The sequence below is a fragment of the Candidatus Hydrothermales bacterium genome, assembly GCA_039630235.1.
Lineage (GTDB): Bacteria > Hydrothermota > Hydrothermia > Hydrothermales > JAJRUZ01 > JBCNVI01.
Genome location: JBCNVI010000002.1, coordinates 252,933 through 277,728 on the forward strand (window position 1 = coordinate 252,933; position 24,796 = coordinate 277,728).

20 protein-coding genes and 2 tRNA genes are annotated in these 24,796 nt (G+C 31.8%); 9 read left to right on the plus strand and 13 right to left on the minus strand.

Annotated elements, in window-relative coordinates; translation table 11 throughout:
• The first annotated feature begins 12 nt into the window (after nt 1–12).
• Both purH and ABDH49_03820 read left to right on the plus strand, forming a co-directional pair.
• The gene (purH, locus tag ABDH49_03815; GenBank protein ID MEN3046095.1) at nt 13–1,479 is read left to right on the plus strand and encodes a bifunctional phosphoribosylaminoimidazolecarboxamide formyltransferase/IMP cyclohydrolase; all 1,467 of its coding nucleotides are present in this window, start codon (nt 13–15) and stop codon (nt 1,477–1,479) included.
• Nucleotides 1,439–2,119, plus strand: coding sequence for an MBL fold metallo-hydrolase (locus ABDH49_03820; protein MEN3046096.1), 681 nt, complete (start codon nt 1,439–1,441; stop codon nt 2,117–2,119). The genes purH and ABDH49_03820 overlap by 41 nt, the downstream gene beginning before the upstream one ends.
• On the opposite strand, the gene ABDH49_03825 is transcribed toward ABDH49_03820, so the two are convergent.
• The 9 genes from ABDH49_03825 to cysS are packed head-to-tail and all read right to left on the minus strand — an operon-like array spanning nt 2,098 to nt 14,129.
• The gene (locus ABDH49_03825) at nt 2,098–3,102 is read right to left on the minus strand and encodes a gluconokinase (protein MEN3046097.1); all 1,005 of its coding nucleotides are present in this window, start codon (nt 3,100–3,102) and stop codon (nt 2,098–2,100) included. The genes ABDH49_03820 and ABDH49_03825 overlap by 22 nt on opposite strands.
• A complete protein-coding gene (locus tag ABDH49_03830; GenBank protein MEN3046098.1) occupies nt 3,095–4,039 on the minus strand; it encodes a DUF4837 family protein in 945 nt (314 codons plus the stop codon). The genes ABDH49_03825 and ABDH49_03830 overlap by 8 nt, the downstream gene beginning before the upstream one ends.
• On the minus strand, nt 4,036–4,578 hold the full coding sequence (locus ABDH49_03835) for an NYN domain-containing protein (protein MEN3046099.1): 543 nt from the start codon (nt 4,576–4,578) through the stop codon (nt 4,036–4,038). Before ABDH49_03835 ends, ABDH49_03830 begins: the two co-directional genes overlap by 4 nt.
• Nucleotides 4,571–5,371 (minus strand): nucleoside triphosphate pyrophosphohydrolase, encoded by an 801-nt coding sequence (gene mazG / locus ABDH49_03840; protein MEN3046100.1) that lies wholly within the window; start codon nt 5,369–5,371, stop codon nt 4,571–4,573. Before mazG ends, ABDH49_03835 begins: the two co-directional genes overlap by 8 nt.
• The gene (locus ABDH49_03845; GenBank protein ID MEN3046101.1) at nt 5,371–9,702 is read right to left on the minus strand and encodes a C25 family cysteine peptidase; all 4,332 of its coding nucleotides are present in this window, start codon (nt 9,700–9,702) and stop codon (nt 5,371–5,373) included. The genes mazG and ABDH49_03845 overlap by 1 nt, the downstream gene beginning before the upstream one ends.
• Nucleotides 9,687–10,988 (minus strand): hypothetical protein, encoded by a 1,302-nt coding sequence (locus ABDH49_03850; GenBank protein MEN3046102.1) that lies wholly within the window; start codon nt 10,986–10,988, stop codon nt 9,687–9,689. The genes ABDH49_03845 and ABDH49_03850 overlap by 16 nt, the downstream gene beginning before the upstream one ends.
• Entirely contained in the window at nt 10,985–11,815 is an 831-nt protein-coding gene (locus ABDH49_03855) for a hypothetical protein (GenBank protein ID MEN3046103.1), read from the minus strand. Before ABDH49_03855 ends, ABDH49_03850 begins: the two co-directional genes overlap by 4 nt.
• 36 nt (nt 11,816–11,851) lie before the next feature.
• Nucleotides 11,852–12,799, minus strand: coding sequence for a glycosyltransferase family 9 protein (locus tag ABDH49_03860; GenBank protein ID MEN3046104.1), 948 nt, complete (start codon nt 12,797–12,799; stop codon nt 11,852–11,854).
• Nucleotides 12,762–14,129 carry a cysteine--tRNA ligase gene (gene cysS / locus ABDH49_03865; protein ID MEN3046105.1) on the minus strand — a complete coding sequence of 456 codons (1,368 nt, stop codon included), beginning with the start codon at nt 14,127–14,129 and terminating at the stop codon, nt 12,762–12,764. Before cysS ends, ABDH49_03860 begins: the two co-directional genes overlap by 38 nt.
• Before the next feature lie 66 nt (nt 14,130–14,195).
• On the opposite strand from cysS, the gene ABDH49_03870 reads away from it, so the two are divergent.
• The 5 genes from ABDH49_03870 to ABDH49_03890 all read left to right on the plus strand — a co-directional run bounded on the left by ABDH49_03870 (nt 14,196) and on the right by ABDH49_03890 (nt 19,253).
• Nucleotides 14,196–16,436 carry a hypothetical protein gene (locus ABDH49_03870; protein ID MEN3046106.1) on the plus strand — a complete coding sequence of 747 codons (2,241 nt, stop codon included), beginning with the start codon at nt 14,196–14,198 and terminating at the stop codon, nt 16,434–16,436.
• Nucleotides 16,436–16,509, plus strand: a tRNA-Ile gene (locus tag ABDH49_03875). Before ABDH49_03870 ends, ABDH49_03875 begins: the two co-directional genes overlap by 1 nt.
• 23 nt (nt 16,510–16,532) lie before the next feature.
• Nucleotides 16,533–17,657 (plus strand): hypothetical protein, encoded by a 1,125-nt coding sequence (locus ABDH49_03880; GenBank protein ID MEN3046107.1) that lies wholly within the window; start codon nt 16,533–16,535, stop codon nt 17,655–17,657.
• A gap of 91 nt (nt 17,658–17,748) precedes the next feature.
• Nucleotides 17,749–18,303: a dCTP deaminase gene (gene dcd, locus ABDH49_03885; GenBank protein ID MEN3046108.1), complete on the plus strand. Its 555-nt coding sequence runs from the start codon at nt 17,749–17,751 to the stop codon at nt 18,301–18,303.
• Nucleotides 18,300–19,253 (plus strand): hypothetical protein, encoded by a 954-nt coding sequence (locus ABDH49_03890; GenBank protein ID MEN3046109.1) that lies wholly within the window; start codon nt 18,300–18,302, stop codon nt 19,251–19,253. Before dcd ends, ABDH49_03890 begins: the two co-directional genes overlap by 4 nt.
• Here the strand turns inward: ABDH49_03890 and ABDH49_03895 are convergent.
• The 4 genes from ABDH49_03895 to ABDH49_03910 form a co-directional block, all read right to left on the minus strand.
• Nucleotides 19,246–20,547: an amidohydrolase gene (locus ABDH49_03895; protein ID MEN3046110.1), complete on the minus strand. Its 1,302-nt coding sequence runs from the start codon at nt 20,545–20,547 to the stop codon at nt 19,246–19,248. The two genes, ABDH49_03890 and ABDH49_03895, sit on opposite strands and share 8 nt — an antisense overlap.
• 12 nt (nt 20,548–20,559) lie before the next feature.
• Nucleotides 20,560–20,631: transfer RNA gene (locus ABDH49_03900), tRNA-Cys, on the minus strand.
• 43 nt (nt 20,632–20,674) lie between these two features.
• On the minus strand, nt 20,675–21,718 hold the full coding sequence (gene prfA, locus ABDH49_03905; GenBank protein MEN3046111.1) for a peptide chain release factor 1: 1,044 nt from the start codon (nt 21,716–21,718) through the stop codon (nt 20,675–20,677).
• Nucleotides 21,719–21,875: 157 nt separating this feature from the next.
• Nucleotides 21,876–23,006: a hypothetical protein gene (locus tag ABDH49_03910; protein ID MEN3046112.1), complete on the minus strand. Its 1,131-nt coding sequence runs from the start codon at nt 23,004–23,006 to the stop codon at nt 21,876–21,878.
• A 77-nt stretch (nt 23,007–23,083) separates the two neighbouring features.
• On the opposite strand from ABDH49_03910, the gene ABDH49_03915 reads away from it, so the two are divergent.
• Nucleotides 23,084–24,316, plus strand: a complete 1,233-nt coding sequence (locus tag ABDH49_03915; protein MEN3046113.1) for a bifunctional 3,4-dihydroxy-2-butanone-4-phosphate synthase/GTP cyclohydrolase II — start codon at nt 23,084–23,086, stop codon at nt 24,314–24,316.
• Entirely contained in the window at nt 24,316–24,795 is a 480-nt protein-coding gene (gene ribH / locus ABDH49_03920) for a 6,7-dimethyl-8-ribityllumazine synthase (protein ID MEN3046114.1), read from the plus strand. Before ABDH49_03915 ends, ribH begins: the two co-directional genes overlap by 1 nt.
• The last annotated feature ends 1 nt before the right edge of the window (nt 24,796 follow it).

Genomic DNA, 24,796 nt, shown 5'->3' on the forward strand with positions numbered 1-24,796 from the left:
ATAATTTTCATTATGAAAAAAGCACTTATTTCTGTTTATGATAAGTCTAAATTAGAGATAATTTCTAAGTTTCTAATTGAAAAAAATTTTGAAATATATGCTACGTCTGGTACAAAAAAATATCTTGAAGAAAAGGGTTTAACTGTGAAAGGACTGGATGATCTTGGAATAGAAACTGAGGGTCTTGCTCAAGGAAGAATAAAAACACTTCACCCTTTAATTTTACAAAAAATACTTGATAAAGAAGAGGAAGTCTTTGAAGTAGTGATTGTTAATTTTTATCCTTTCTACGAAAAATTAAAAGAAGCAAAGTCAGAAGAAGAAATTTTTGAGTTTATTGATATTGGGGGAGTGAACTTAGTAAGGGCTGCTTGCAAAAATATACAAAGGGTAATTCCTATAGTTGATCCTTCTGATTATGAGATCTTTATTGAGAAATATGAAAAGGGGATCACGTTAAACGATAGATTTATCTTTGCTTCTAAGGCCTTTGAATATATAACTTTTTATGATGTCACAATTTCAGAGTTCTTTAGGAGGAAAGCAGGTAATATTATTCCTGATTATCTGACTTTAGCTGGAAAGAAAGTATATGAGTTACGCTATGGTGAAAATCCACAACAATTTGGTGTTGTTTTTGGCAGAGAGTTTATTGAACCACTTCAAGGGAAAAAGCTTTCCTATAACAATTTACTTGATGTGGAGACAGCTTTTTTATGTGTTTCGGAGTTTGAGGAGCCTACTTGTGTTATTGTAAAGCATGCATCACCTTGTGGAGTTGCCTGTGGTGAAAGTCCTGATGAAGCCTTTGAAAGGGCCTATCTTTCAGATCCAGAATCTTCCTTTGGTGGCGTTTTGGCATTTAATACTCCCGTTGATAAGGCAACTTGTGAAAGGATTTTATCTGGTTTTTTTGAGATAGTTGTCGCTCCCTCTTTCGAAGAGGGGGTCCTGGATATGTTTAAGGGAAAAAAGAATTTAAGAGTCATAGATTCAAGTAAACTTTACGTTCCTGATTATGAGATAAAAAGTGTTTTTTCCTATATTCTTTATCAAAATAGGATGAAGGGTACGGCTCCGCCTAGTAGGTGGGAGCTAAAAACAAAGAAGAAGGCTTCTAGTTCTGAGTTAGAGGACCTATTCTTCGCCTTAAAGGTTGTTAAGTACGCAAAGTCAAATGCCATATGTATTGCTAAGGCAAAAAGGACCTTAGGTATCGGTTCAGGGCAGCCGTCAAGGATAAGGGCACTAGAGATAGCGGTCTCAAAGGCAAAATCTTTTGGACTTTCTACAGTCGGTGCAGTTTTGGCATCTGATGGTTTTTTCCCCTTCAGAGACTCAATTGATAAGGCTTACGAAGAGGGTATTGTAGCAGTTGTTTCTCCATGTGGTTCTATAAGAGATGAAGAAGTAGTTAGAGCTGCTGAGGAAAATGGTATTGCCCTTTATTTTATTAAAGAGAGGTATTTTAGACATTAAAATAGAAAAGATCGTCTATCCTCCCCTTCAAGTTAATACTTATATTGTTTTTGATAAGGAGGGAAATTCAGTAATCATTGATCCCGGTGGGGATTTTAAGCCAATAAGAAAAATTTTAGAGAAAAATAATATAAAAATAAAAGCTATTTTAATAACGCATTCTCACTTTGATCATGTGCTTGGAGTTTCCTATATAGAAAATATAGTTTCGATTCCTCTTTATGTTCCCTTAGGTGATAAAAGTCTTTATTATTCTGCAAGGGATTTTACGAAAAACTTTTTAGGTTTTGATCCAGGTGAATTTAAAGAACCTGATTTTTGGTTAAAGGGAGGAGAAAATTTAAATTTTGGAAGTCTCGAAGTTGATGTTTATAGCACTCCTGGTCATACACCCGGACATGTAATTTATGTGATTAACAGAAAGATCTTTACTGGTGACCTTATATTTTCTGGAAGTATAGGGAGAACCGATTTTCCCGAAAGCAGTTTTGAAGATATGAAAAAATCAATCTTGTATGTTATTAATAATTTTTCAGACGATTTTGAAGTTTATCCTGGTCACGGTCCAAAAACAACTATTGGTATAGAAAAGAGACAAAATTACTATATAATTCAAATTCAAAAACAAGTCTCAATATAATTTTTTGATAGTAAAAATAGTTTTCTACTTTTTTCTATTATTTTATCCTTATTTTTAACAGCAGGATCTTTTAGAAGAAATCCAGTAACCTTTGCTCTTACATAAGCTCTATACGATAAATAAAAGTAGTAGAGCGGTTTTATTTCATCAAAGTTCTCACCTGTTTTATTAAGCCATCCCCTTATAAACTCCTCCCCAAGATCACTTCTGTCCATACTGTCTAATTCCATTTTTAAAAATACTGCATCAAGTAAAATGTCTCCGAATCTAAATCTTTCATTAAACTCTATACAATCTATTATTCTTATTTTGTTTTCAAAAAAGGTAACATGTTCAAGTCTGATATCTCCATGGCAATCCTTAATTTTTCCCCCCTTTACTCTTTTTAACATCAAATCATAATATTTTTGATAAAATCTTTCTGTTTTTTCTCTAATAAATTGAAAATCACTTTTTTTAATGAGATATTCTTCAAAATCTTTAGTTTGTTCAAAGTTTTCATCTGTGTTCACCTTAAAATTTTCTGGTTTTCCAAATTCGCTTATTTTCTCGTCGCTTTGAGCACTAAGGTGAAATTCCCCTAGAAATTCTCCAACTTTATACATATCTTCCTTTTTAACTAAATTATTTTCGACTCTATAGGATAAAAGGGTCTCTTCAGGAATTTTTTTCATCTTAACAAGGTACTCAACTGGTTTTCCCCTATTGAAAAAAAGTTTATCATTTTCTTCTCCTATATAAACTGTTCCAAGGTATATTCCTTCAGCCATTCTTCTGTTGAGTTCTACTTCTTTTTCGCAAAAGTATTTTCTTTTTGAAAGATCTGTGTAATCAAGGAAGCCAAAATTTACTGATTTTTTCATTTTATAGGCAAATTCAGATGTTAAAAAGACTATTGATATATGAGTTTCTATTTTTTTCACATAGTCTGTTTTTTCTTCGTAATTTTTTGGATTTTCGAGAAATTCTATAATTTTATTCATCTCCTATATTAAAAGCCCAAGATTCCATAATTTTTAAAAATTTAAGTTTATTTTTTCTTGGTTCATAAATTCCAATATCAATAAAGTAAGTTGTCCCATTTTTTTCAAAAATTAGGGATTCAAATCCGCCCCCTACTTTTAAGTTGAGGTTTCCCCAGGCACCTGTAATGTATAAAGCTTTTTTCCCCCCTAAATTTAGGTATTTGTAATTCACAAAGCCTACTAGAACTGAATCCCCAGCATATACCTCTTTTGCTATTTTGTTTCTAAGCTCTATTATCTCCTCCGGTACTAAATTCACTTTTGAGTCAATTTTCCAAAACATAACAAATCTATCAGGATAGTTTATGTTAAAAATTATGTAATTATCTCCCTCTTTAAACACTCTGTAACCGTTTGGTATTTTTACCTTAAGCCCAATCTTTTTAAATACCTTTTCGGAAAACTCTTTTCTTTCTCCAGGAAAGTATGCAATCTTTCTCAGGTCGTCCATAACTTTGTGATAGAAAGTGTTAAAAATTAACTCCTTTTGTCTTGAAATAATGCTTAGAACTTCTTCCTCCTTTTCTCCATATATTGCTATCATAAATGACCCCCTTAGGAAAGGGTCGCTTTTAAAGTACAATCCACTTTCTTTTATATCTCTAAAAATTTCCTTAAATAACTTAAAATTATCAGAGCAAGGAGTTGCTAGTATTATGTAATTTTTGTATAAAAATTTGTCTTTTTTTTCAAGTGAGTCTATATCAATAATATCAAAAATTTTTTCTTCTCTTGGAGTAAACTGTACAATCTCTAAGTTTCTTTTGATTAAATTTTTTGCTCTTTTTAAGTTTCCTGAAGAAAGTATAATCGTGTTATATTCACCCTTAAAGTATATCGAATCTTCATAAATACAACTTAAAAATAGGGCAAAAAAAGTAATAAGTTTTTTCAATAAATTTCCTCTCTTTTTACTGATTCATAAGAATCATCCTGAGAGAAGGTTCTAGGTATCACTGTATCTTCTATTTCGTTTAGGTTGTAATATTCATCAGAAACTCTTATTAATTCAAGGGAGGTAGCTCCTTTCATAGGTCCAATTGTTATTACTCTACGACCAGCTCTATTTAATTCTTCTACAAGTGGGACAAAGTCTCCGTCGCCCGTTACAAGTATAATTGTGTCTAAATACTTTGATGCCTTGATAATTTCAAGACACATTTCAAGATCCATATTTGCCTTTAATGATCCATCTGGGAGATACTTTATAGATTTTGTGACGACTCTGTAGCCCATAAGTGCAAGTGCATCTATAAGTCTTTTTCTATGTTGATCTTCTGGATTATAGGGGACAAAGCAAACAGCCTTAAAGGGCTCTCCGTACCTGTTTTTTATAAACTCAAGTAATTTATCATATCTTACAGTTTGATTATACTTTTCAAATGTTGCTTGTAAATTTTGGACATCAATATATATACCAAATTTTTTATTCATGATTTTCTCCTTTCTTTTTAATTTTATTTTTTGCTTTCTCCCATAACGTATCCATCTCTTTTAAAGTTAACGTGTGAAACTCTTTTCCTTCCTTCTCGGATATAGAGATCATTTCGTTAAATCTTTTAATAAACTTTTCATTTACTTTATTCAAAGCAATTTCAGCTGATATTCCAAGATGTCTACCGATGTTTGTTATAACAAAAAGTATATCCCCCAATTCTTCTTCAATTTCCTCCTTATTGTTTCTTTTGATGGCTTTTTTAAACTCTTCAATTTCTTCTTTTAACTTTTCAATAACATCCTCTACATTCTCCCAGTCAAAGCCCATTCTTCCTGCTCTCTTTGACAATTTTTCGGCTAAAAGTAGTGAAGGAAAAACTTTATCCTCAACTTTTAGTCCCTTTTCTTTTTTTTCAAGTTCCCATTTCTTTAGAAACTCCTCTTCGGTTAGTTCCTCTTCTCCAAAAACATGAGGATGTTTTTTTATCATTTTATCTATAACGTGTTCTATAACTTTTTCTTTTTTTTCAACTTTTTCCTTTTCAAGAGCATCTAACATCATAAAAATTGTAAGGACTAAATCACCCATTTCTTCTTTTATTTTATCCTTATCCTTAAAATTTATTGCGCTTATAAGTTCATAGCACTCCTCTAAAAGTTCTCTTCTATAGCTAAACAGAGTTTGTTTTTTATCCCAGGGACAGTTTTCTCTCAAAATTTCTACAAGTTTAGATAGCTTCTGGTAAATATTCTTTTCTTTTTGAATTATTTCTTTAAAATTTTTCTCCATTACTCAACAGCTATTTTTCCTATTACTTTCTTTTGATCTTCACCCTTTTTAGCCTTTAATAACAAAAAGTAAATACCCTTAGAAACCTTATTACCGTATCCGTCTCTTAGATTCCATGTTATTTTATGTTTACCCTTTAGGTTTAGAGGTTTACCTTCATCATCAGTTACAAACTTCTTTATTCTTTTTCCGGATATAGTGAAAATACTCACTTCCATTATCTCTGAATCTTTTGTTAGTTCATAAAAAATTACCGTTCTTTCGTTTCTTGTAGGATTGGGATAGTTTCCGTAATATATTAGATCAAATGGAGTATGCACTTCAACTGAAAAACTTTTTTCGCTTTTTATACCCATGTTGTTAAAGGCTATGATCTTTAACGGATATGTTCCCTCTTTTAATGGTCCCTCTTTAAGATTTATTATAGTCTTTTTTTCACCTCTAATGAGCGTATTTTCATAATTTAGTGATTTGCCGTTAAAGATTATTTCAGGTTTTTTAAAAATTAAATCTATTCCTGATGTATCTTTTAAGATGATTTTCAAGTTTAGATACTTAGAAACTGTAAACTTATCCTCTTCAATTTTTCTTTCCCTTACGTAGACTTCAATTTCAGGTCCCTTTTTATCTGTGAGGTTAAAAAGGGCTATTTCTCCTATTTCTTGTAAATAGAACTCAATTTTTTTATTTATTGAGTCGTAAGTGCTTTCTAATTTATGCCATAGAGAATCCCTTTTAGTTCTTAGCATTACGTCTTTTTTTTCTTTAATATTTTTAAAAATGAATTTTCCAATTGTGTCATTTAACTTTCTGTAATTCAGTAATGATATCTCTAAGGTTGAGTCATTTATAATTTTGTCTACTCCTCTTTTTAACTCGTATATAGATAAACTGTCAGTGGGATAGAATTGGCTAAAAAATATCATATTATTAAAGTTATATTCGGCTTTATACCTTGATGTATCAACGTATATGTAAGGATTTAGAATTATACCAAAATCTTCGTTGTTTAACTCATTTTGTTCTTTTATGTTATCTTTAATGTCTAAATTTAGATAGAAGTAATAGTAGCTTGTGCAGGGTACAGAAATTTTTAAAATTTTTGTTTCTTGGGATTTTAAAAGATTTACAAAAAGAGTTTCACTTTTCAAAACTTTGCCTCCCTTTGTTTTGATCTCATAAAAAATAAAGAAACTATCTGCGTCTCTTACTCCAGCGTTTGTATAAGAAAGATTTATTTCGGGGAATTTTCTACCAGCAGTTACATAGACTAAATTCTTATTAAAAAATAAATCAGCATAAATTTTATTCTCTATATAAAAAGTATCGGAAAAGTAGCTGTTAAAGAAAGTATCTATTGCCACAAAGGCATAATGAAAGTATCTTTTATTTGATTCATAGTTAAATGGAGGAAGAGCAAGGATAGTTTTAAAGCTATTTGGCCCTGTTTTGATCATACTTACTCTTGTTAGGTTATTTGGAACAGTTGTGTCATTATAGGTGTACCATAATTCACAGCTTTTAAGTGAAAAAGGGGCACTTAAAACAGAGTAAACTCTAAAGGTATCATCAGAGTAAATATCTGGTTTAAAATAAATTTTATCAACATTAAGTAAATTTACACTGAATTTGTGATTAGAGATTATTTCTCTTTTTAAATCAAAATCAAAGGCATAAAGGTTTACGGTTGTTTTTGCCCTTATTATATTATTAGGTATTTTAAAGCTTATATTAATATTTGCATTTTCAAAAAAGCTAGTAAATAAATCCTTATGAATAATTTCATCATTTAAGTTCTGATAAATAACTTCCCATACTGAAATCCCTGATATTACCTGTGGGTTTTGAACAAATACTTTAACGCTCTCGGCTGGAGTAAAGTAATTTTTGTTTGATTTCAGTTCTACCTCCTCTAGTTCTGGTAATAGGATCAGGGGATCTCCTAAAAGATTTGAAGTTTTCAACGTTGTTTCCACAAATTCGTCTAAAATTGTATATCTTGAAAGAATATACATCCTTGAGTAAAGAACAAGGTCTCCGATTCTGTTTATACTATCTCTTAGATATCCTAAGAAAATAGATTTTGTGTAGTCACTGCTTATGTCAAAGTTGACGTTTCCTGGTGCTTTTCCGCTTCCTGAAAGAGAAATTGTGGCTATTGCGCCCCTGTCAGGGATTAAAAGTGCTTCTTCTCCAAATCCTCTTGAATCGATCATTCCAAATTCACCCGTCCAACATGAAAGAGCAGTAAAAAAGTAATATTTTTTATAGTTTCTTGTTTCCCATAGATCTTCTTGTCTAAATGCTGCCTTTCCCCATATGGAATGGATTCCACCGTGGCCTATAAAGTTAAATATAGCGCATCCGTCAGATAAGTAAGATATAAGGTTTTCCGGAGTTTCATTTTCATCCGGTTCTACATAGGTCGTACCCTTTTTCATCAAGGACTTTAAAAAGTTATTCAGTTGGGTATACAAATCAGAAAAAGTTCCCTTTTTTCTCTCTGTACCTAATATAAAATGTCTTCTCCAAATTCCATAGTTTTCCTCTGTATATTCTTTTATTTTTTTATAATAAATTTTTGCTTCGTTTTTACTTTGTAAGGGTATTCTTGAAACTACAATATCTGGAAATGGATCGTTTCCAATTATGTTTGAATAGTAAAAGTCAGAGGAAAAGAATCCTGTAAATATTGCTTGTGTTTCAAATTGTTGGAACGTTGAGGGAAATAAAAAAGTGGGAATTTTATCAACTATATTGCTTTTTAATATATTTCTTGGATCTTTACTTGCATCGCCTACTAAAATTAGATAAGTAAACTTTGGTTCTTTTTTTATGAAGTAATATTTTAAAAATTTTCTGATAGCGTGTGGGCTTTTTGTTCCATAGTTAAACTGAACATAAATATCCTTGATTGAGAATGTTTTAACGTTAAAGGAACCTCCCTTTGGAGAGGAGCGGTAGATTGCAAGTGATTCTGCAAATTCTTTAAAATCAGGATGATATATTATAACTATATTTGAACCACTTTCTTTTTTTATATCTTTATCCATCCGATAGAGAACAATGGATTCTGGATTAAATATTTCTGTTGTTATATAATATTCACCTGAGAAATTTTCCTTTATTCTTGCTTTTATCGAATAATAAGTTTTACCTGATTCAGTGTAAGTTTTTATTTCAAAGTTTGTATAATTTTTTTGATTTATATTTATAAAGTATAGTGGCTTTTTAGTGAATCCTTTTATTTCTATGTTTCCATCAACCCTATCTAAATTAAATTTTAAATTTTTTAAACCTCTTGCATTTAACAAAAATTCACCCTCTATTTCAATGTAATTTAGATAATTTGGTACACTTGATTTTTCTTTTAAAAAAATAAGAGAGTCAGAGTTTAAAATATATCCGATTATATCCTCTTCAACTGTATAGGGTACTCTTGTGTTATAAACGAAGGAATCGATGAAATGTTTACCAATTTTTAGTTCAATTTTATGAATTGGTTCCTGTCCGCTCATCTCTTCTGTATCAAAATTTAGTCTTAATTTATAGTAATTTGAATCAGAAGCAAGTGGAAGTTGTATTTTCAGGGTTTCTACTTTGTTTTCTCTTAGATATTTCCAAAACCAAATATTTTCTGTATCAGAGTGAGCTGGATCAAGATCTGGAAAGTATATATCTTCTTCGAAGTGAAAATTAAAGTACCCCTTTCTAATGGTATATAAATTTTCATCTGGTGTTGTGTTTTCCTCAGGTAACTCTATTTTTAAGTTTTTGTTAAAATAAAGAATATAGGTGTTTTCAAATGAGTAAAGATCAAAGTAAGATTCTTTTCCCTTTAGTTTTCTTGCATAAAAAATTATTTCATCGAAGGGGTCAAACTTTCCATCTTTAAGTCCCTTTGTAATAATGGGAATTTTACCTTCTCTTCCCAAAATAGTGATATAATCTACATTTATTGTGTCAATTCTTATACCTTTTGAAGTTAGCATATAACCTTTAATTGAATAAAGTCCCTCTTTTTTTGTATAGATTAATATCACTTCTTTTGGAATACTTATTGGAGTATCACTTTCTAAAAAACACTGAAAATTTAAAGTTTTTGCCCTTTCAATATAAGAGGGATTTAAGGCAATTTTTTTTAGTATCTTTCCATGAAAATCGTTTATTTTATAATCGTTTCTGTTTAGATCTAACCTCCCCCTTAGTTCTCCAACAGCTATTTTATATGGTCCAAAGTAGCCTTCCCTAAATATTTTTACTTTGCTTTTTACTTCGTCATCTAATAAGAAAATACCTGTTTTAAAAATAATAATTAAAAGGAGATACATTTCAAAGTTTCCCCCATTTTATTTTTAATAAAAAAAACACCTCTTTTCGATATTAATTTTACTTTTCTTCCACTTAAATCAAATACTTTCTTTTTTTCTAAATCTTTTGGAGAAATAAAAGTTAAATAGTTTTTCATTTTTGTATTGTTTTGAAAGTATCTTTTTTTGAAGTATATATGATTAAACTCCCTTAAGTTTTCTTCATATTTTCTTCTGTCACTCTGAAAGAACACAAAAAATTCACCCTCAGAGGTTATAAGTGGAATTGGATTTTCATTTTTTCCTACTGAACTTACAAATTTCTCTTTTTTTAGCACACTTCCCTTAAAAGTTATTAAAAATATGTCAGAGTGTATGTTATTGCCCTTAACGTAAAATATGTAGAGTGTATCTTTTAAAAAAATTAGAGATGGATTTTTAATAAAAAGACCTTGTCCATCATCTAAAAATATCTTCTTTTTGGTGTTTAGATTATAGTCTAAAATTTTTAGATATAGAGAGTCTTCGTTAATGTACAAAAAGTAGATCTCATTATTCCTATAAGTTATGTTATAGTCGTATCCTCTTGAAATTTCAAAGGGTCCATAAATAAAGTTATCCCTTAACTTTCTTGCGTAAATTTTTTTACTAATAACCTCGTAGTAAAAAATTAGTTTATCGTTATTGTCAAGAGTTATTATAAGGGGTTTTTCAGCGATTTCATTTTCATCAGTAATTTTCCTATTATGCCAAATTCCGTAGTTATTTCTTTCGGCCAAAAATATGCTTTCTTTATCCATGAATATTTTCCAATAGACAACATAGATTTTGTTTGAAAGGTCACAAGTTGCGCTTGGAAATAAATCAAAGGAATTTGTATCTTTTGAAACGTTTTCAATTACAGGAAAATTAGTGTAAGTTCCAACTGAATAGGTATAAAAAATTTCAGTTTGCCACCAATAAGGGTATCCGCTCATGCTTCTTTCTGAATTCCAAAAAATATGGATTTTAAAATTCCTTGAAGAATCAATAACAAGTGAAGGAGAGCCATCGTATGGGGGTCTACTTGCAGGTGGATCCTCAATAATTTTTATCGGGGTATCTGTAAAAGAAGTTGTTGGTGATCTAAAGATGTAATGTATGTCTGAGTTAAGATAATGGGGATAATAGGTTAAAACAATAAAAGTCCAGCCGTTTTTCTCTGCGATACTTATTATTTTGTTATCTGTAAGGTAAAAGAAACCTCTAACATTTGATGCGTATAAAAGCGAATCTTGAGAGAACATTAAAAAGATAAAAAGTATCATTTCTTTATTGATAGATTTGCTGCTTGAATTATTCCAAGTTCATGTATTCTAAGGGAATAGTGTACACTGAAATTTTCAAAGTTAAGTCCTACTCCAAATCTTGGTTCCTGTTCAAATCCAGAAAGTAATGAGAAAATTTCTTTTATCTTAATTTCTAATCCTGCTGAATATGTTGGTTCAACATCGTACCTGAATTTAAAAGATGTAGAAAAAGTTAGGGGTTTAAATTTCTTCTTAAGTGTTATAAAAGAAATAATTTTTATTTCCTCTTTATCTACTTCATCTTTGTTATATGAAATTTTAGTTCCTAAGATGTCAAGTAATGAAACTCCTATATATGTTACGAAGAGTTTAAAATTGAAATTTCTTTTAAATCCCAAGTCAATACCAATACCTTTTCCTTTTAAATCTTTAATTTTTTTACTTATTAATTTAAACTGAAAAGCAATTGGGAAATTACTTATTTTGAATGGTAAAAGAAGAGCATTCTGGGTACTTGAAAATTCGCCAATTTTATTTTTAGGAATTGTATCTCCTTCAGGAAGTTCTGGATATATTGGTATTTCGTCTACTTGAGTTCTTATCCATAGAATACCGGTTTTTAATTTTTTTAGAGGTAGTGAGAAACCAAAGAGATAATACCTTGCAAGTAGTGCAAAGTCCTTTGTTCCAAAATTTAAAGATACAAAATCTGGTAAGGATGAAGGGTTTATGGGTATAAAGTTTAGATTACTCTCTGATATGTCAGAAAAGGCAAGCGAAACTCCTCTTGCATCTGGTACTTCTCTTAGGAACTCTACTGCATAGGCTGAGATTAAAAGTAACACTAGCATTTTTTATTATAATAGAGCCCCTATCTTAAGTCAAAAATTTAGAGTTTCCTCTAAAGCTTTTAAAACTTCCTCAGTTTTTATAATATAGGTGCATTTATACTTTTCTCTGTTAATGCATCTAGTTTTAAAGAATTTATAGCAGGGAAAACAAAAAAGAGAAGGGGTTATTTTTGTAGAACTATTAAGAGTTTCGTTTTTTTCTGGATCGGTTGAAGTGTATATTACTATTCCTTTGAGTCCGAACCAACTTGCAAGATGAGTAAGGCCTGTATCGTTACCTATATAAAAAAGGGAATTTTCAAAAACTTTAAACAAATCTTTTAAATTTTGAAAAACAAATACGTTTATTTTTTTTTCCTCAAAGATTTCTTTAAGTTCAATTTCGTCAGGTCCAAGCACAGCCAAAATGTTAAATTTATTTTTTAATCTTTCACCTAAATCTGTAAAGTATTTCCATCTTTTAAAATTTTTGAATTTTTTTGAGCTCCCAGGGAAAAATAGAAGAAAGCCCCCATCTTTTGAATGTGATGCCGGATTAAACTCTTTTATTTCTTTAATGATAGGTTTTATAAGTTCAACGTTTCCTTCTTTTTCTTTTTTAAAAAAAGGCACTGTATGTGTATAGACTCTTAAATAATTTTTTCCCTTTAGACCTATTCTTATTTTTGATTTTAAAAAAAAGTAAATTAAAGGGTGTTTTTTATAGGGAGCATAGAGATTATGGGTTGATGCATAAATTTTTTTGTTTTTTAATTTTCTTAAAATTTCAAAAAAAGATGAAGATAAATCTGTTTGTACCCTTAAATTTGATATTAAAATAAAATCTTCTTGAATTTTATTTAATAGAAAAACTTTTGTCTTGAAATTTTGAGATAGCACATAGAGAGTAGGGTAAGCTAAGATAGAATTTCCCAGTCCGCCGTAAAGAAAATAGAAAACTTCAAATGATCCTATAATAGGTCCCCTCTTTTTTATCAAAAAGCTCAATTCCCAGACTTTTTAACCTTTCTCTTATTTTATCAGAAATATCGTATCTATTTTCTTTTCTTAAGGTCGTTCTAACTTCTATAATAAGATCCAAGAGGTCCTCAAAAATCTTTGATTCTATCTTTTTTATCTCAAGTTTAAATCCAAGTACTTTTGTAATAAATATAATTAAGTTTTTCATATCGAGGAATTTCTCATTTTTTTCCTCATAATATTTGTTGGCAAGAGTCGTTAACTCATGAAGTAGACTGAAAACCTTGGGTGTGTTTAAGTCCTCCTCCATGTAAGTTTCAAAAATTTTAATGTATTTTTTCACATCGGGCGAGTGAACTGTAAACTCCTTTGTTTCCCCCCGTGAAATTACATTTTTTATTCTATTCCACGAGCTTTGTGCCTCATTAAGAGAATCTTCGTCATACTCAAGTGGAGATTTATAGTGTGCTTTTAATAAAAAGTATCTTATTACATCTGGCTCGTATTTTTCGAGGGCATCAAGAACTCTAAAGAATATTCCGGTTGATTTACTCATCTTTTCTCCCTTCATCCTTAAAAGACCTGTATGAAACCAGTATCTAACAAACTGTTTACCTGTTGCTCCTTCACTTTGAGCAATTTCATTTTCGTGATGGGGAAATATTAGATCTTCTCCTCCGCCGTGTATATCTATTGTTTCGCCGAGATGCTTCATACTCATAGCAGAGCACTCTATGTGCCATCCGGGTCTTCCTTCTCCAAAGGGAGAATAAAAGTAAGGTTCATTTTCTTTTCTTTTTTTCCAAAGAGAAAAATCAAGGGGCTCTCTTTTTGAGGCATCAGGTTCTACTCTGGCTCCGCTTTCAAGCTCTTCGATTGTTTTACCTGAGAGTTTTCCATAATCTTCAAACTCAGAAACATCATACCAAATATTTCCATCAGAAATATAGGCAAGATTTTTTTCGACTAACTTTTTTATTATTTCTGAAATTTCAGATATGTGTTGAGTTGCTCTTGGATAAAGGCAAGCTCTTTTTAAGTTCATTTTTTCAACAATTTCAAAGAATTCTCTCTCGTATCTTTCAGCAATTTTTCTGTAATCTTTTCCTTCTTTAATAGCTTTTTGAATAATTTTGTCATCAATGTCTGTTATATTTAAAACAAAGTTAACCTTATATCCCTTATATTCCAGGAATCTTACTAAAATATCAGCGGCAAGGAATGCTCTGAGGTGCCCAAGGTGTGGAGAGTCTTGAACTGTCATTCCGCAAAAATAAAAGGATATTTCCCCCTCTTTAGAAGGAATTAATTCTTCTATTTTTTTTGTTAAAGTATTGAAAATTTTCATACTTTTTATTATAATAAAGCCTATAAGAAGGTTCAATCCCTAGGTGACATAAATTTTAAAAGTAGGATGGTATTTATTTTCTTAATTCCCCTTAGTGTGAATTTTTTAAATTTCCCTTTTGCGGAAATTGAAAAAAAGCTTAAATCTGTTTATGATAAAGATTTTAATAAAAATTTTATAGGATATAAGAAGAACTCTTATCCTCTTACTTATATAGGGCCTCAGGGAGGTACTATCATTTATCCTATATCTTCTGAAATAAATCCTAAAAAAGTTGTAGTACGTTCTTTTGTAGAATATCATAAATGTGAAAATGTTTTTAGGGGTGATACTTTTGAGATTGCTCTTCCTTATTCAAGTTCTTATTTTACTCTTGTCGGCAGAATAGGAGTGATGACAGGTAACAATAAGTTTCTTTTGTTGAGGGATCCTACATCTTATTATATAACCTCTGATAATTTTGTCACAGTAGATACAGTCTATTTAAATGCAATGATAGGAGGTTTAGATGCGCAGGAGCAAACTTGTTACATGGTAATTAGTGATTCCCTTTTTAGATCTATTGATGGAGGTTCTAACTTTGTTTTTGTTAGTGACCTTGAATCGTATATTCCTTCCGGATCCTATATATGTGTTATTGATATTTATCCTTTTAATTCAAATATAGTTGCAATTTTAGCCTTTTATGAAGGTGGTAGTAACTATTATTTCCTTTATTCAACTAATGGCGGATTAAGTTTTTCAGTGGTAAGTACTATACAGAATGTATCTGGATACTGCTTTTCTTTAAGATTTTCACATACTAATCCTAACGTATTATTTTTTACTTCAGAATCAGGTCTTTTCTACACTACAAATTCAGGTTCCACCTGGTCACAAGTGCAAATGCTACCAGGGCTTCAGTATTATCCTGGTTTTGTGTTTGACGTTGTTCCCTTTAACCAGGACTCTTTCTTAATTGCGTCAATAGTTGATAGAGGTATTTTTAAGGCTAGGAGAGTTTATGGAAATGTTTACAATTATTCTATTTTGGATACAACTTTTATTCCATTTTATTTCGAGCCAATTTATAGATCTTTAAATTTAATTGATACTTTCTATGTTGGTTCAAATGATGGTATTTATTATACCGTAAATAGGGGAAGAAATTGGACAAGATATAAGAATCGTTTAAAAGCTGTAATTTTCTTTGGTCCTGAGCAGGCAAGTTCAAAAAGAGATACTCTATTTTTAATTACAGAGGGTGGTCTTGTTTATAGGAGTTTTGATATTATTAATCAGGGATTTACAGAGCTACCATTTAAGGGTAATTTGATATTTTTCGGTAACAACTTGGTTGAAAATTTTATCTCCTCTGCGAAGAGTTTATATCTTCTTACTAGAAACATTCGCCTCCTTGTTTCCCCGAACGAAAGAATTTTATTTTTCTCAAACAATGCTGGTTCTTCTTTTGCTTTAAGAAATTCCGCATCTAATCTTGCCAATTATTCTGGTATGTTTATGGGCTCCAATGTAAATACACTTTATTTGTGGAATGATGTTAGTATTTTAAAATCTACGGATGGAGGATCCTCTTTTGCGAGTTTTTATAGTGGTTCTATAAGGTCTGCTACAGGTGAGTTTGATACTCTTTTTGTTCTTAGGGGTGATGGTACACTTTTAGGGAGTTTTGGTGGCAGTTCATTTACAAATTTAGCCTATATTCCTAACGGAGGTGATATATTTTACATAAGAAGTTTACCATATGTCTTTTTTGATGATATGGTAGGACATCATGTTTTATATTACAATATTTTACAATCTCGTATTGATACGGCTATTAAAAGGCCAAATTCTAATTCTTATTTTATAAGCCTTTCGCCATCTTATGACGGAGTTATATATGCCTTATATTATGATGCAGCTTTAAATGAGAACATTCTTTACTATAAAGTAATGCCAAATGGAAATTTAAAGTCAGTTTCGGTTCCACTTGATAATCCTGTGGGTATACATGCACTAAATAATGGTTACGTAGTTATATATGAACTTGGGAGGGGGCTTTATCTCATGGGAGTTACAGCAGTTGCAGAAGAAATCAGAGATAATTTAGAGTTTTTATTTGTTCCATCACTAATTTATGATTTTCTTGAGGTGAAGGGCATAAAGAGTCCTATAAGATATACAATTTATAGTGTTTTGGGAAGAAAATTGGGGCAGGGTTTGCTTAGTGGTAAGGTAGAAACTAAAATAAACTTGAATAATTTGAAATCTGGAGTTTATCATATAAATATTGATAAAAAAATATTTAGATTTATAAAATTTTAGGCCCCGTAGCTCAGGTGGTTAGAGCATACGCCTGATAAGCGTAAGGTCGGTGGTTCAAGTCCACCCGGGGCCACATAGTAATGTAGGAGGAACAGTATGAAAAAAATAGTGGTGAGTTTCTTTCTACTTACAGGTCTTCTCATTGCGACAGAAACAAGAGTCAGAACCCTAGGAGGAGTTGTTGACTTTCTGAAGGATGATGTTTTGGCCTTAACTTATCCCTCTCAAATTACATCTTTTCCAAGCCTCTGTGTTCTTGAAGCTTTTGATCTCGGAACTTTAACAACAAACAATTCCTATTTAAAGGGTTATTTTGGTATCGGAGAAAATCACTCCCTTGGAGTTTTTGGAGCCTACCTAAATATACCGGTTTATATGTATCTTGATACAATGATTAGGGGCTTAATGTTTTCTTATGGAAAATATTTTGGAGAAAAATTTACACTTGGATTTAATATTGGTTTTTCTAATTATAGTATGACAACAGAAGATACTATTGCTGATTATAAGAATAAGGAAGAAGCAAGGGTATTTTTATTAAATCCAGGTTTTACTTTTTATTTTTCAGAGTCCCATTTTGTTGATGTGGCTTTAAATTTTGCAAGTCGCTCCTTTAGTCGAAAATTTCAGCGACCTGTAGATACAACAAAAGCAAAGGGAACACAAGATATGTCATTTGATGTTAGATATTTTAGATCCCTTTCAGAGTATACAAATTTTGTTGTTGGTTTTCATTTTCAAACATCTGATCGGTCAATAGAAAGAAGAATAGGTGGTAATACTGTAGATTCTACTCACAAAATTTCAAGTTTTAACTTGAACACTGGTTTTAACATTCAACCTGTTGATGTTTTAAGTTTGATTTTAGGAGTTCAAATCGTAAATCTTACAAATAAGTATGGAGACTCAAGAAAAGAAGTAGATTTTTCAATAAATTCAATTTTAGGTCTTGAAGCAGATCTTGGAAAATGGTTTGTAGTGAGACTTTCAGCGAGAAAGGCTCTTTTATCGACTTCTAAAGATGAATTTCTTGACAATAGAACCAAGTTTACAGAAACAACTCAAGGACTTCTTCCTGTTATAATAGGACTTGCCTACAAAAGAGGAAATTTAAGAATAGATGCAGAAGCTTCACCTGATATTTTTTACAACGGTCCTTACTTTATAACAGGAACTCCAAGTACTTTCTTTACCTCAATAAGCATTCTTTATTCCTTTTAGTAAATCATAAAAATTCGAAAAATTTAGGGGGAAGGGGGGATAAGATTCCTCTCTTCCCCTTGTTTTTTAAAAATCCAAGAGAATTTTCAGTATGGGAATAAAAAATGATAGATGGATAAAGGAAATGGTAAAAAAATTTAAGATGATAGACCCTTTTGCTGAAAATCTTGTTACAGAGAAAGTAATATCCTATGGAGTTTCCTCCTATGGCTATGATGTAAGAATCGCCGATGAGTTTAAGATTTTTACAAATGTCTTTTCCAGTATAGTTGATCCAAAAAATTTTGATCCCAGGTCTTTTGTAGAATTTAAAGGTAAAGAGTGTATTATACCTCCAAATTCTTTTGCCCTTGGAAGAAGTGTAGAGTATTTTAGAATCCCAAGAAATGTGCTTGGAATATGTCTTGGTAAATCTACTTACGCAAGATGTGGAATAGTTATAAATATAACCCCACTTGAACCTGAATGGGAAGGTTATATAACAATAGAGATTTCTAATACTACACCTCTTCCCGCTAAGATTTACGCAAATGAAGGTATAGCGCAGGTTATATTCATTGAGGGCGACGAGATTTGTGAAGTTTCCTATAAAGATAGAAAAGGAAAGTATCAAGGTCAAAAAGGTATCGTACTTCCAAGAATTTGATCTTTATACACTTTCTAACTTTAGTGATTTTAGAAAAAGAGAAAGAAAAAATAAAGTTTTATTTAAATTTATTGTGGAGAGAAAATTACAAAGAAGCAATAGAAATTGAAAGAAGTTATTTTTCTAAATATAAAGATCATCCAATTTTTTATACTTTAAAAACTATAAGGTATTTTGATTATTTTCTTGATAACTATGAGCCAGACTCCGAAAAAGAGTTTCTTGAAAGTATTGAAAGGGGAATTAGTCTATGTGAGAAATTGGAGGAAAAAGATAAAGAGATAAGATTTTTAAAGGGGGTCTTGATTGCCTATTCCTCGATGTTTGAAGGAATAAAAGAAAACTATCTTGAGGCCCTCGTTAGGGGTTTTAAAGCCTATAACATAATTAAAAAATTTAAGAAATACCCAGATGCATATCTTGCTTTAGGTATGTATAACTACGGAGCAAGCGTCTTACAAAAATATGTTGGAAAAACATTCATAAAAGGCGATAGAAGAGAACAGGGGATAAGAGAGATAAAGTATGCAATGTCAAATGGAGTTTTTATGAAAGCGTACTCCTATGATGCCTTAATAGAAATTCTCTTGAGAGAAAAGATGAGAGATAGTGCAATCAAGTGGGCAGAAAGGTTTTATAGTGAATTTGGAGAAACTCGTAGAACTCTTTTTGCATTAGGAAAAGCTTACAAAAAGAGCGGCTATTTTCAAAGGGCAGAAGAAATCTACTTAAAACTTTTAAAAGTAGTAGATAATCAAGATTCAGACTATAACAAGGGTATTGTACGCTTATACCTCTCCGAATGTTACTACGTTTTAAACAAAGATAGAGAAAAGGCAAAAGAACTACTTAAAGAGGCTGAATTTTTTCTTAATAGGAGCAGATGGTATAGAAAAGACAAAGTTATTAACTATTTGAATAAGTTAAAAGTTCAAAAATTTTTTAGGTAGAAAGACTTTTTATTTTATTCTTCCAAAATTCAGTTTCTTTTAGTATTTTTTCTAAATCAATTGTTTTAAATTCACCGTTTTTTAGGATCCACTTGCCTTTTACCATAACGCTTTCTATGCTTTCTCTACCAGCAGCATAAACAATATAAGAATAGGGATCATAAAAGGGAACTGTTCCATCTCTTTGAGGATTAAATACTATAAGATCTGCAGATTTCCCCTCTATAAGTTCTCCTGAATCAAAACCAAGTGCTAAAGCTCCAATTTTAGTAGCCATGTTAAAAACTTCTTTTGCACTTAGTATTAAGGGATCAAGATTTACTCCTTTATGTACCAGGGATACAAGCTTCATTTCCCTTAAAATGTCTAAATTGTTGTTTGAGGACGCACTATCTGTCCCAATAGTAATTTTTAATCCTTTTTCAAGGTATCTTTTTATGGGTGCAATACCAGAGGCAAGTTTAAGATTACTTGATAAGTTGTGAGAAATGTAAAAATTTTTATCTTTTAAGAAATCTGTTTCATCTTCTGTTAAATAGACACAGTGGGCAGCAATTACCTTTAGGTCAAATAGTCCTAAATCATTGAGGTAAAAAATTGGTGTTTTTCCAAATTTTTTAACAGATTCTTCTATTTCTCCTCTTGTTTCAGAAATATGAATATGTATAGGTAGATCGTACTTTTTTGCTAGGTTTATACACCCAATAATTGTTTCTTTTGAGCAGGAGTAAATTGCATGGGGTCCAGGGATTACCCTTATTCTTTCATTTTCAATGTATCTATTTATTAATTTTTCAGTTTTTTCTAATGCCTCTTTTGAATTTTTGTAGTAAGGTGTCTCAAAATCAAGGATTCCAACAGATAAAAGTGCGTAAATTTGGGATTCTTCAATAACTTCTGCTACTTCTTCTTCAAAGAAATACATGTCGACAAAGCCTACTGTTCCAGATTTTATCATTTCGATGAGGCCAAGGTAAGTTCCTGCTCTTACGTATTCTGGAGATAGTAGTTTAGATTCAAGGGGCCAAATGTACTTTGTTAGCCATTCAATGAGTGGTAAATCATCGGCAAAACCTCTCAGCAAGGTCATTGGGATATGGGTGTGAGTATTAAAAAATGCGGGGGAAACAATTTTATTACTTAGGTCTAGAGTTTCTTTAGCTTGTAGATTTGGTTCTTTTTCAGAAACTAAGGTTATCTTGCCGTCTTTTATTCCGAGGAATCCCTTTTCTATGAATTTATTTTTATTTTGGATAATGAGTGGGTTTTTAAGGAGTATGTCTAAGTTATTCAATTAAATTTAAAGAGGCGGCGCCCGGAATTGAACCGAGGTAAGCGGTTTTGCAAACCGCTGCCTATGCCACTCGGCCACGCCGCCCTTCTTTAATTATTTTAATCTATTTTTTTAACAAATTCAATACCTAAATAGCCTTTTTACTCTCTCTTTTTCTTAACTCCTCAATAAAAACATCTATATTTCCATCTAAAACATCTTCAAGGTTATATACAGTTATAGGTATCCTATGATCTGTAACCCTATTCTGTAAAAAATTGTATGTTCTAATCTTTTCACTTCTATCCTGGGTTCCAATTTGTTCTCTCCTTAGTTCTCTTAATTCTCTTTCTTTCTTTTGTTTTTCGTACTCATAGAGTCTCAATTTCAAAATTCTTAGTGCCTTTTCCTTATTTCTATGCTGTGACCTTTCGTCTTGGCACTGCACAACAATACCTGTTGGAATATGCCTAATTCTTACTGCTGAATCAGTTTTCTGCAGGTGTTGTCCGCCTGGACCACTTGCTCTTTTTGTCTCTATTTCAATATCCTCAGGTTTAATTTCTATTTCAACATCCTCAACTTCAGGAAGAACAGCGACTGATGCTGTTGAGGTATGTATTCTACCGCTTGCTTCAGTAACAGGGACTCTTTGGACTCTATGGACTCCGCTTTCGTATTTAAGCATCTTATAGGCACCTTTTCCTTCCACAAGTAATACTGCCTCTTTAATACCCCCTAAGTCACTTTCTCTCATATCTGTTATAGAACATTTAAACCCTTTTCTTTCACAAAATTTTAGGTACATTCTTAAAAGATCTCTTGCAAACAGTGCTGCTTCCTCACCTCCTGCTCCTGCTCTGATTTCTATTATGCAGTTATTTTCTTCACTTTCGTTTTCGACGTCTAAAAGTAAAACTAAAAGTTCATTTTTTTCACTCAATTTTTTTTCTTTCTCTTCTTCCAAATACTCTCTCATTTCAGAATCTTTTTCGCTTTTTATCATACTTTCTATTTCTTTAATCTCCTTGTCTAAAGCGATAATCTTTTCTGCAATTTCAGCCTTTTCCTTTATTTTTTTATATTCTTTATTTAATTCTGTAAGTTTTCTTTTGTTCTTAATATTCTCAGGCTTCGAGAGTTCCTTTTCAATTTCCTCTTTTTTCTTTATTATTTCCAGTAGATTTTCCATAGTCCTCCTGTCCTATAAGGGATTTAAAAGGTGAGTTTTTCACGCGTAATAACTTTAGTACTCATGGATACGACTCCACCGAAAGTTTCTGTTTCACTTTTTATTGTTAGATACCTTTTCTCTCTAAAAAATTTTTTAAAACCTGTTTCAAGTATTTTTATGTTTCAATTATTTCAACGTTTGCTCGAGGCACTGTTACACGCCTTCCATCTTTAAGTTCTACTTCAAGAATTCTAACTTTAGACTCTGTGTCTATAACTCTAAGTTCTGGAGGAAGAGAGACAACTTTTCCTATTTCACCAAAGTAGGGATCTCTAATTATTCTAACTATCGTTCCCTTTGCAAGACCTTCTTTAAGAGTATCCTCTTCCTTTACTTCTTGAATTTCCTTATAGGGAATAATTATTTCAGGTCTTATCACACCTGCTCTTATTTGTGTAGCCCCATTTATTGAGCACTTTTCTCCCTCTCTTTTTTTGAGAAGCTCAAATGTTCTTTTTGCCATTTCGAGTCTACCAAATCCTTCTGTGAGAATTAAAGTTATCTTAAGTGGTTCAGAACCTGTAATTGCAACTCCTATATCATATCCGAGGAATTTTCTTAAGTTTTCATCATCTATTCCACCCACAACACAACCAACCACGTTGAGCTCTTCAAGTTTTTTGAGGACTTCTGCGGTTATAAAACTACCACCTACAACAATTAAACTATCAGAATCATCACCTATTCTTGCCAGCTTATCTATTTTTAGTTCTTCATCAGGAGAGTCAACAAGAACCTTTAGTTTTCCTATTTTTTCCCCACCAACACCAAAGATACCCTGAATAAATGTAGCTGTAGTTTTCATAATTACTCCTTCCTCAGGTATGATTTCTTCTACAACGCCATCAAAGTAAGCTTTTACCTCAACTGGTATAGGAGGTTCTCTTATAATCACTTGACCTGTAACAAGTGATATCTGTTCTATTTTCCCATCGACCGGGGACTTTACTTCAGTTTTAAAAAGCCCAAAAAAACCTTTACTTATTGCAATAACTTCATCTTTTTTAACTTCTTGTCCTTCTTTTTTTATCATGAAGTTTGGAAGCTCAGTAGGGGATACTCCAAGGAGTCCTGCTACATTAACTGGATGAACGTTTCCAGGCAAAAGTGTTCTAGCAACAACATCTTCAGCCTTTACATAATTACCCTTTTTAACAATCACCTCACCCTTGAGGGGAAGCCTTCTTTCTTTAAAAATTAAAGTTTTTTCAGAAACTTTTAAACCCGGTGTATACGCATGCGCCATATAAAGATTATAAGATATTGATAAAAATTTCACAAAATTTTTATAATATAATCTACCTTTCAAGGGAGGAAAATTTAATGAAAGAATACAAATTTGCAAGTATCGAAGAGGCGCTGGAAGATATAAGGGAGGGGAAAATAGTTATAGTTGTTGATGATAAAGATAGAGAAAATGAGGGAGATATGGTTGTTGCTGCTGAAAAAGTTACACCTGAACATATTAACTTCATGGCAACCTATGCTAGAGGTTTAATATGTCTCTCGCTTACAAGGAAAAGAGTAGAGGAGTTAAGGATTCCGGATTTTGGCGGTATAAATACCTCAAGGATGGGCACTCCCTTTGTAGCTCCAATTGATGCAAAAAAGGGTATTACAACTGGTTCTTCTGCCTTTGATAGAGCAAGGACCATAAAAGTAGCTATAGATCCTAATACAGTTCATGAAGATCTTGCTATACCCGGACATGTTCACGTTTTAAGAGCTCACGATGGTGGTGTTTTAAGAAGGGCAGGACACACTGAAGCAGCTGTAGATCTTGCAAGGTTAGCAGGATTATATCCAGCAGGAGTGCTCTGTGAAATAATGGATGATGACGGCACAATGGCCAGATTACCTAAACTCTTTGAGTTAGCTGAAAGGTTTAACTTAAAAGTTATTACAATTGAGGATTTAATTAGATATAGGTTAAAAAGAGATAGGCTCATAAAAAGAGTAGCAAGTGTATTTTTACCAACAAGGTTCGGAAACTTTAAATTATACGCCTATCAAGATATAGTGGAAGAAGATATTCATCTTGTGCTGGTTATGGGAGAGCCTGAGGGAAAAGATAACGTTTTAGTGAGAGTTCACTCCCAGTGTATTACAGGAGATATTTTGCACTCTTTAAGATGTGACTGTGGGGAGCAGTTAGAAAAGGCTTTAGAAATGATAAGAAAGGAGGGTGAGGGAGTTTTGGTTTACATGAGGCAAGAGGGAAGAGGAATAGGTCTTTTAAATAAACTAAAAACTTATGAACTTCAGGAAAAAGGTTTAAATACGGTTGAGGCAAACGAGGCTATAGGTTTTCCCCCTGATATAAGAGACTATGGTATAGGGGCTCAAATTTTACTTGATCTTAATCTCAAAAAAATAAGACTTTTAACTAATAATCCCTCTAAAATCGTTGGACTACAGGGCTATGGAATTGAAATAGTAGAAAGGGTTCCAATAGAGGTTGAGCCTAATGAAAATAATAGAGAATATTTAAAGATCAAGAAAGAGAAAATGGGACACTTTCTTGAGAAAATTCAAAAGGAGGGGATAAAGCTCTAATGCCTGAAATTTTCGGAAATTTAAGAGTTAACAAAGAGGATAGATTTTGTATAATTGTATCGCGCTTTCATTCACATATTACTTTTGAAATGCTAAGGGGGGCCAAAGAGTTTTTAAAAAGATGCGGTGCCGAGGAGGAACAGATTGATGTTTTTATAGTTCCTGGGTCTTTGGAGATAGTCAGTGCCTTTTCATTTTTGAAGGATAAATTTCCAAAAAGATATAACGCTTGCTTAGTTATCGGAGCTGTTATAGAGGGCGAAACAGAACATCACACTCATGTAGCTAGAGAGAGTATCAAAAATGTGATTGAAATAGCAAGAGAAAGAGAAATACCGCTTGGAATGGCGATTATAACACTTTCTGATACTCTGCAGGGGATAGAAAGATCTGGAGGAAAATTGGGTAACAGGGGTGAAAGTGCCGCCGCTACAATGCTTGAACTTTTAAGACTTAAAGACAAAATAAAGGAACTGTAAG

Bases quoted from the DNA above. Each gene is read 5' to 3' on its own strand.
- prfA (MEN3046111.1), bottom strand. From the start codon at position 21,718: ATGGAAAATCTACTGGAAATAATAAAGAAAAAAGAGGAAATTGAAAAG.
- purH (MEN3046095.1), top strand. From the start codon at position 13: ATGAAAAAAGCACTTATTTCTGTTTATGATAAGTCTAAATTAGAGATA.
- ABDH49_03845 (MEN3046101.1), bottom strand. From the start codon at position 9,702: ATGTATCTCCTTTTAATTATTATTTTTAAAACAGGTATTTTCTTATTA.
- cysS (MEN3046105.1), bottom strand. From the start codon at position 14,129: ATGAAAATTTTCAATACTTTAACAAAAAAAATAGAAGAATTAATTCCT.
- mazG (MEN3046100.1), bottom strand. From the start codon at position 5,371: ATGGAGAAAAATTTTAAAGAAATAATTCAAAAAGAAAAGAATATTTAC.
- ABDH49_03850 (MEN3046102.1), bottom strand. From the start codon at position 10,988: ATGATACTTTTTATCTTTTTAATGTTCTCTCAAGATTCGCTTTTATAC.
- ABDH49_03825 (MEN3046097.1), bottom strand. From the start codon at position 3,102: ATGAATAAAATTATAGAATTTCTCGAAAATCCAAAAAATTACGAAGAA.
- ribH (MEN3046114.1), top strand. From the start codon at position 24,316: ATGCCTGAAATTTTCGGAAATTTAAGAGTTAACAAAGAGGATAGATTT.
- ABDH49_03915 (MEN3046113.1), top strand. From the start codon at position 23,084: ATGAAAGAATACAAATTTGCAAGTATCGAAGAGGCGCTGGAAGATATA.
- ABDH49_03880 (MEN3046107.1), top strand. From the start codon at position 16,533: ATGAAAAAAATAGTGGTGAGTTTCTTTCTACTTACAGGTCTTCTCATT.
- ABDH49_03910 (MEN3046112.1), bottom strand. From the start codon at position 23,006: ATGGCGCATGCGTATACACCGGGTTTAAAAGTTTCTGAAAAAACTTTA.
- ABDH49_03835 (MEN3046099.1), bottom strand. From the start codon at position 4,578: ATGAATAAAAAATTTGGTATATATATTGATGTCCAAAATTTACAAGCA.
- ABDH49_03870 (MEN3046106.1), top strand. From the start codon at position 14,196: ATGGTATTTATTTTCTTAATTCCCCTTAGTGTGAATTTTTTAAATTTC.
- dcd (MEN3046108.1), top strand. From the start codon at position 17,749: ATGGGAATAAAAAATGATAGATGGATAAAGGAAATGGTAAAAAAATTT.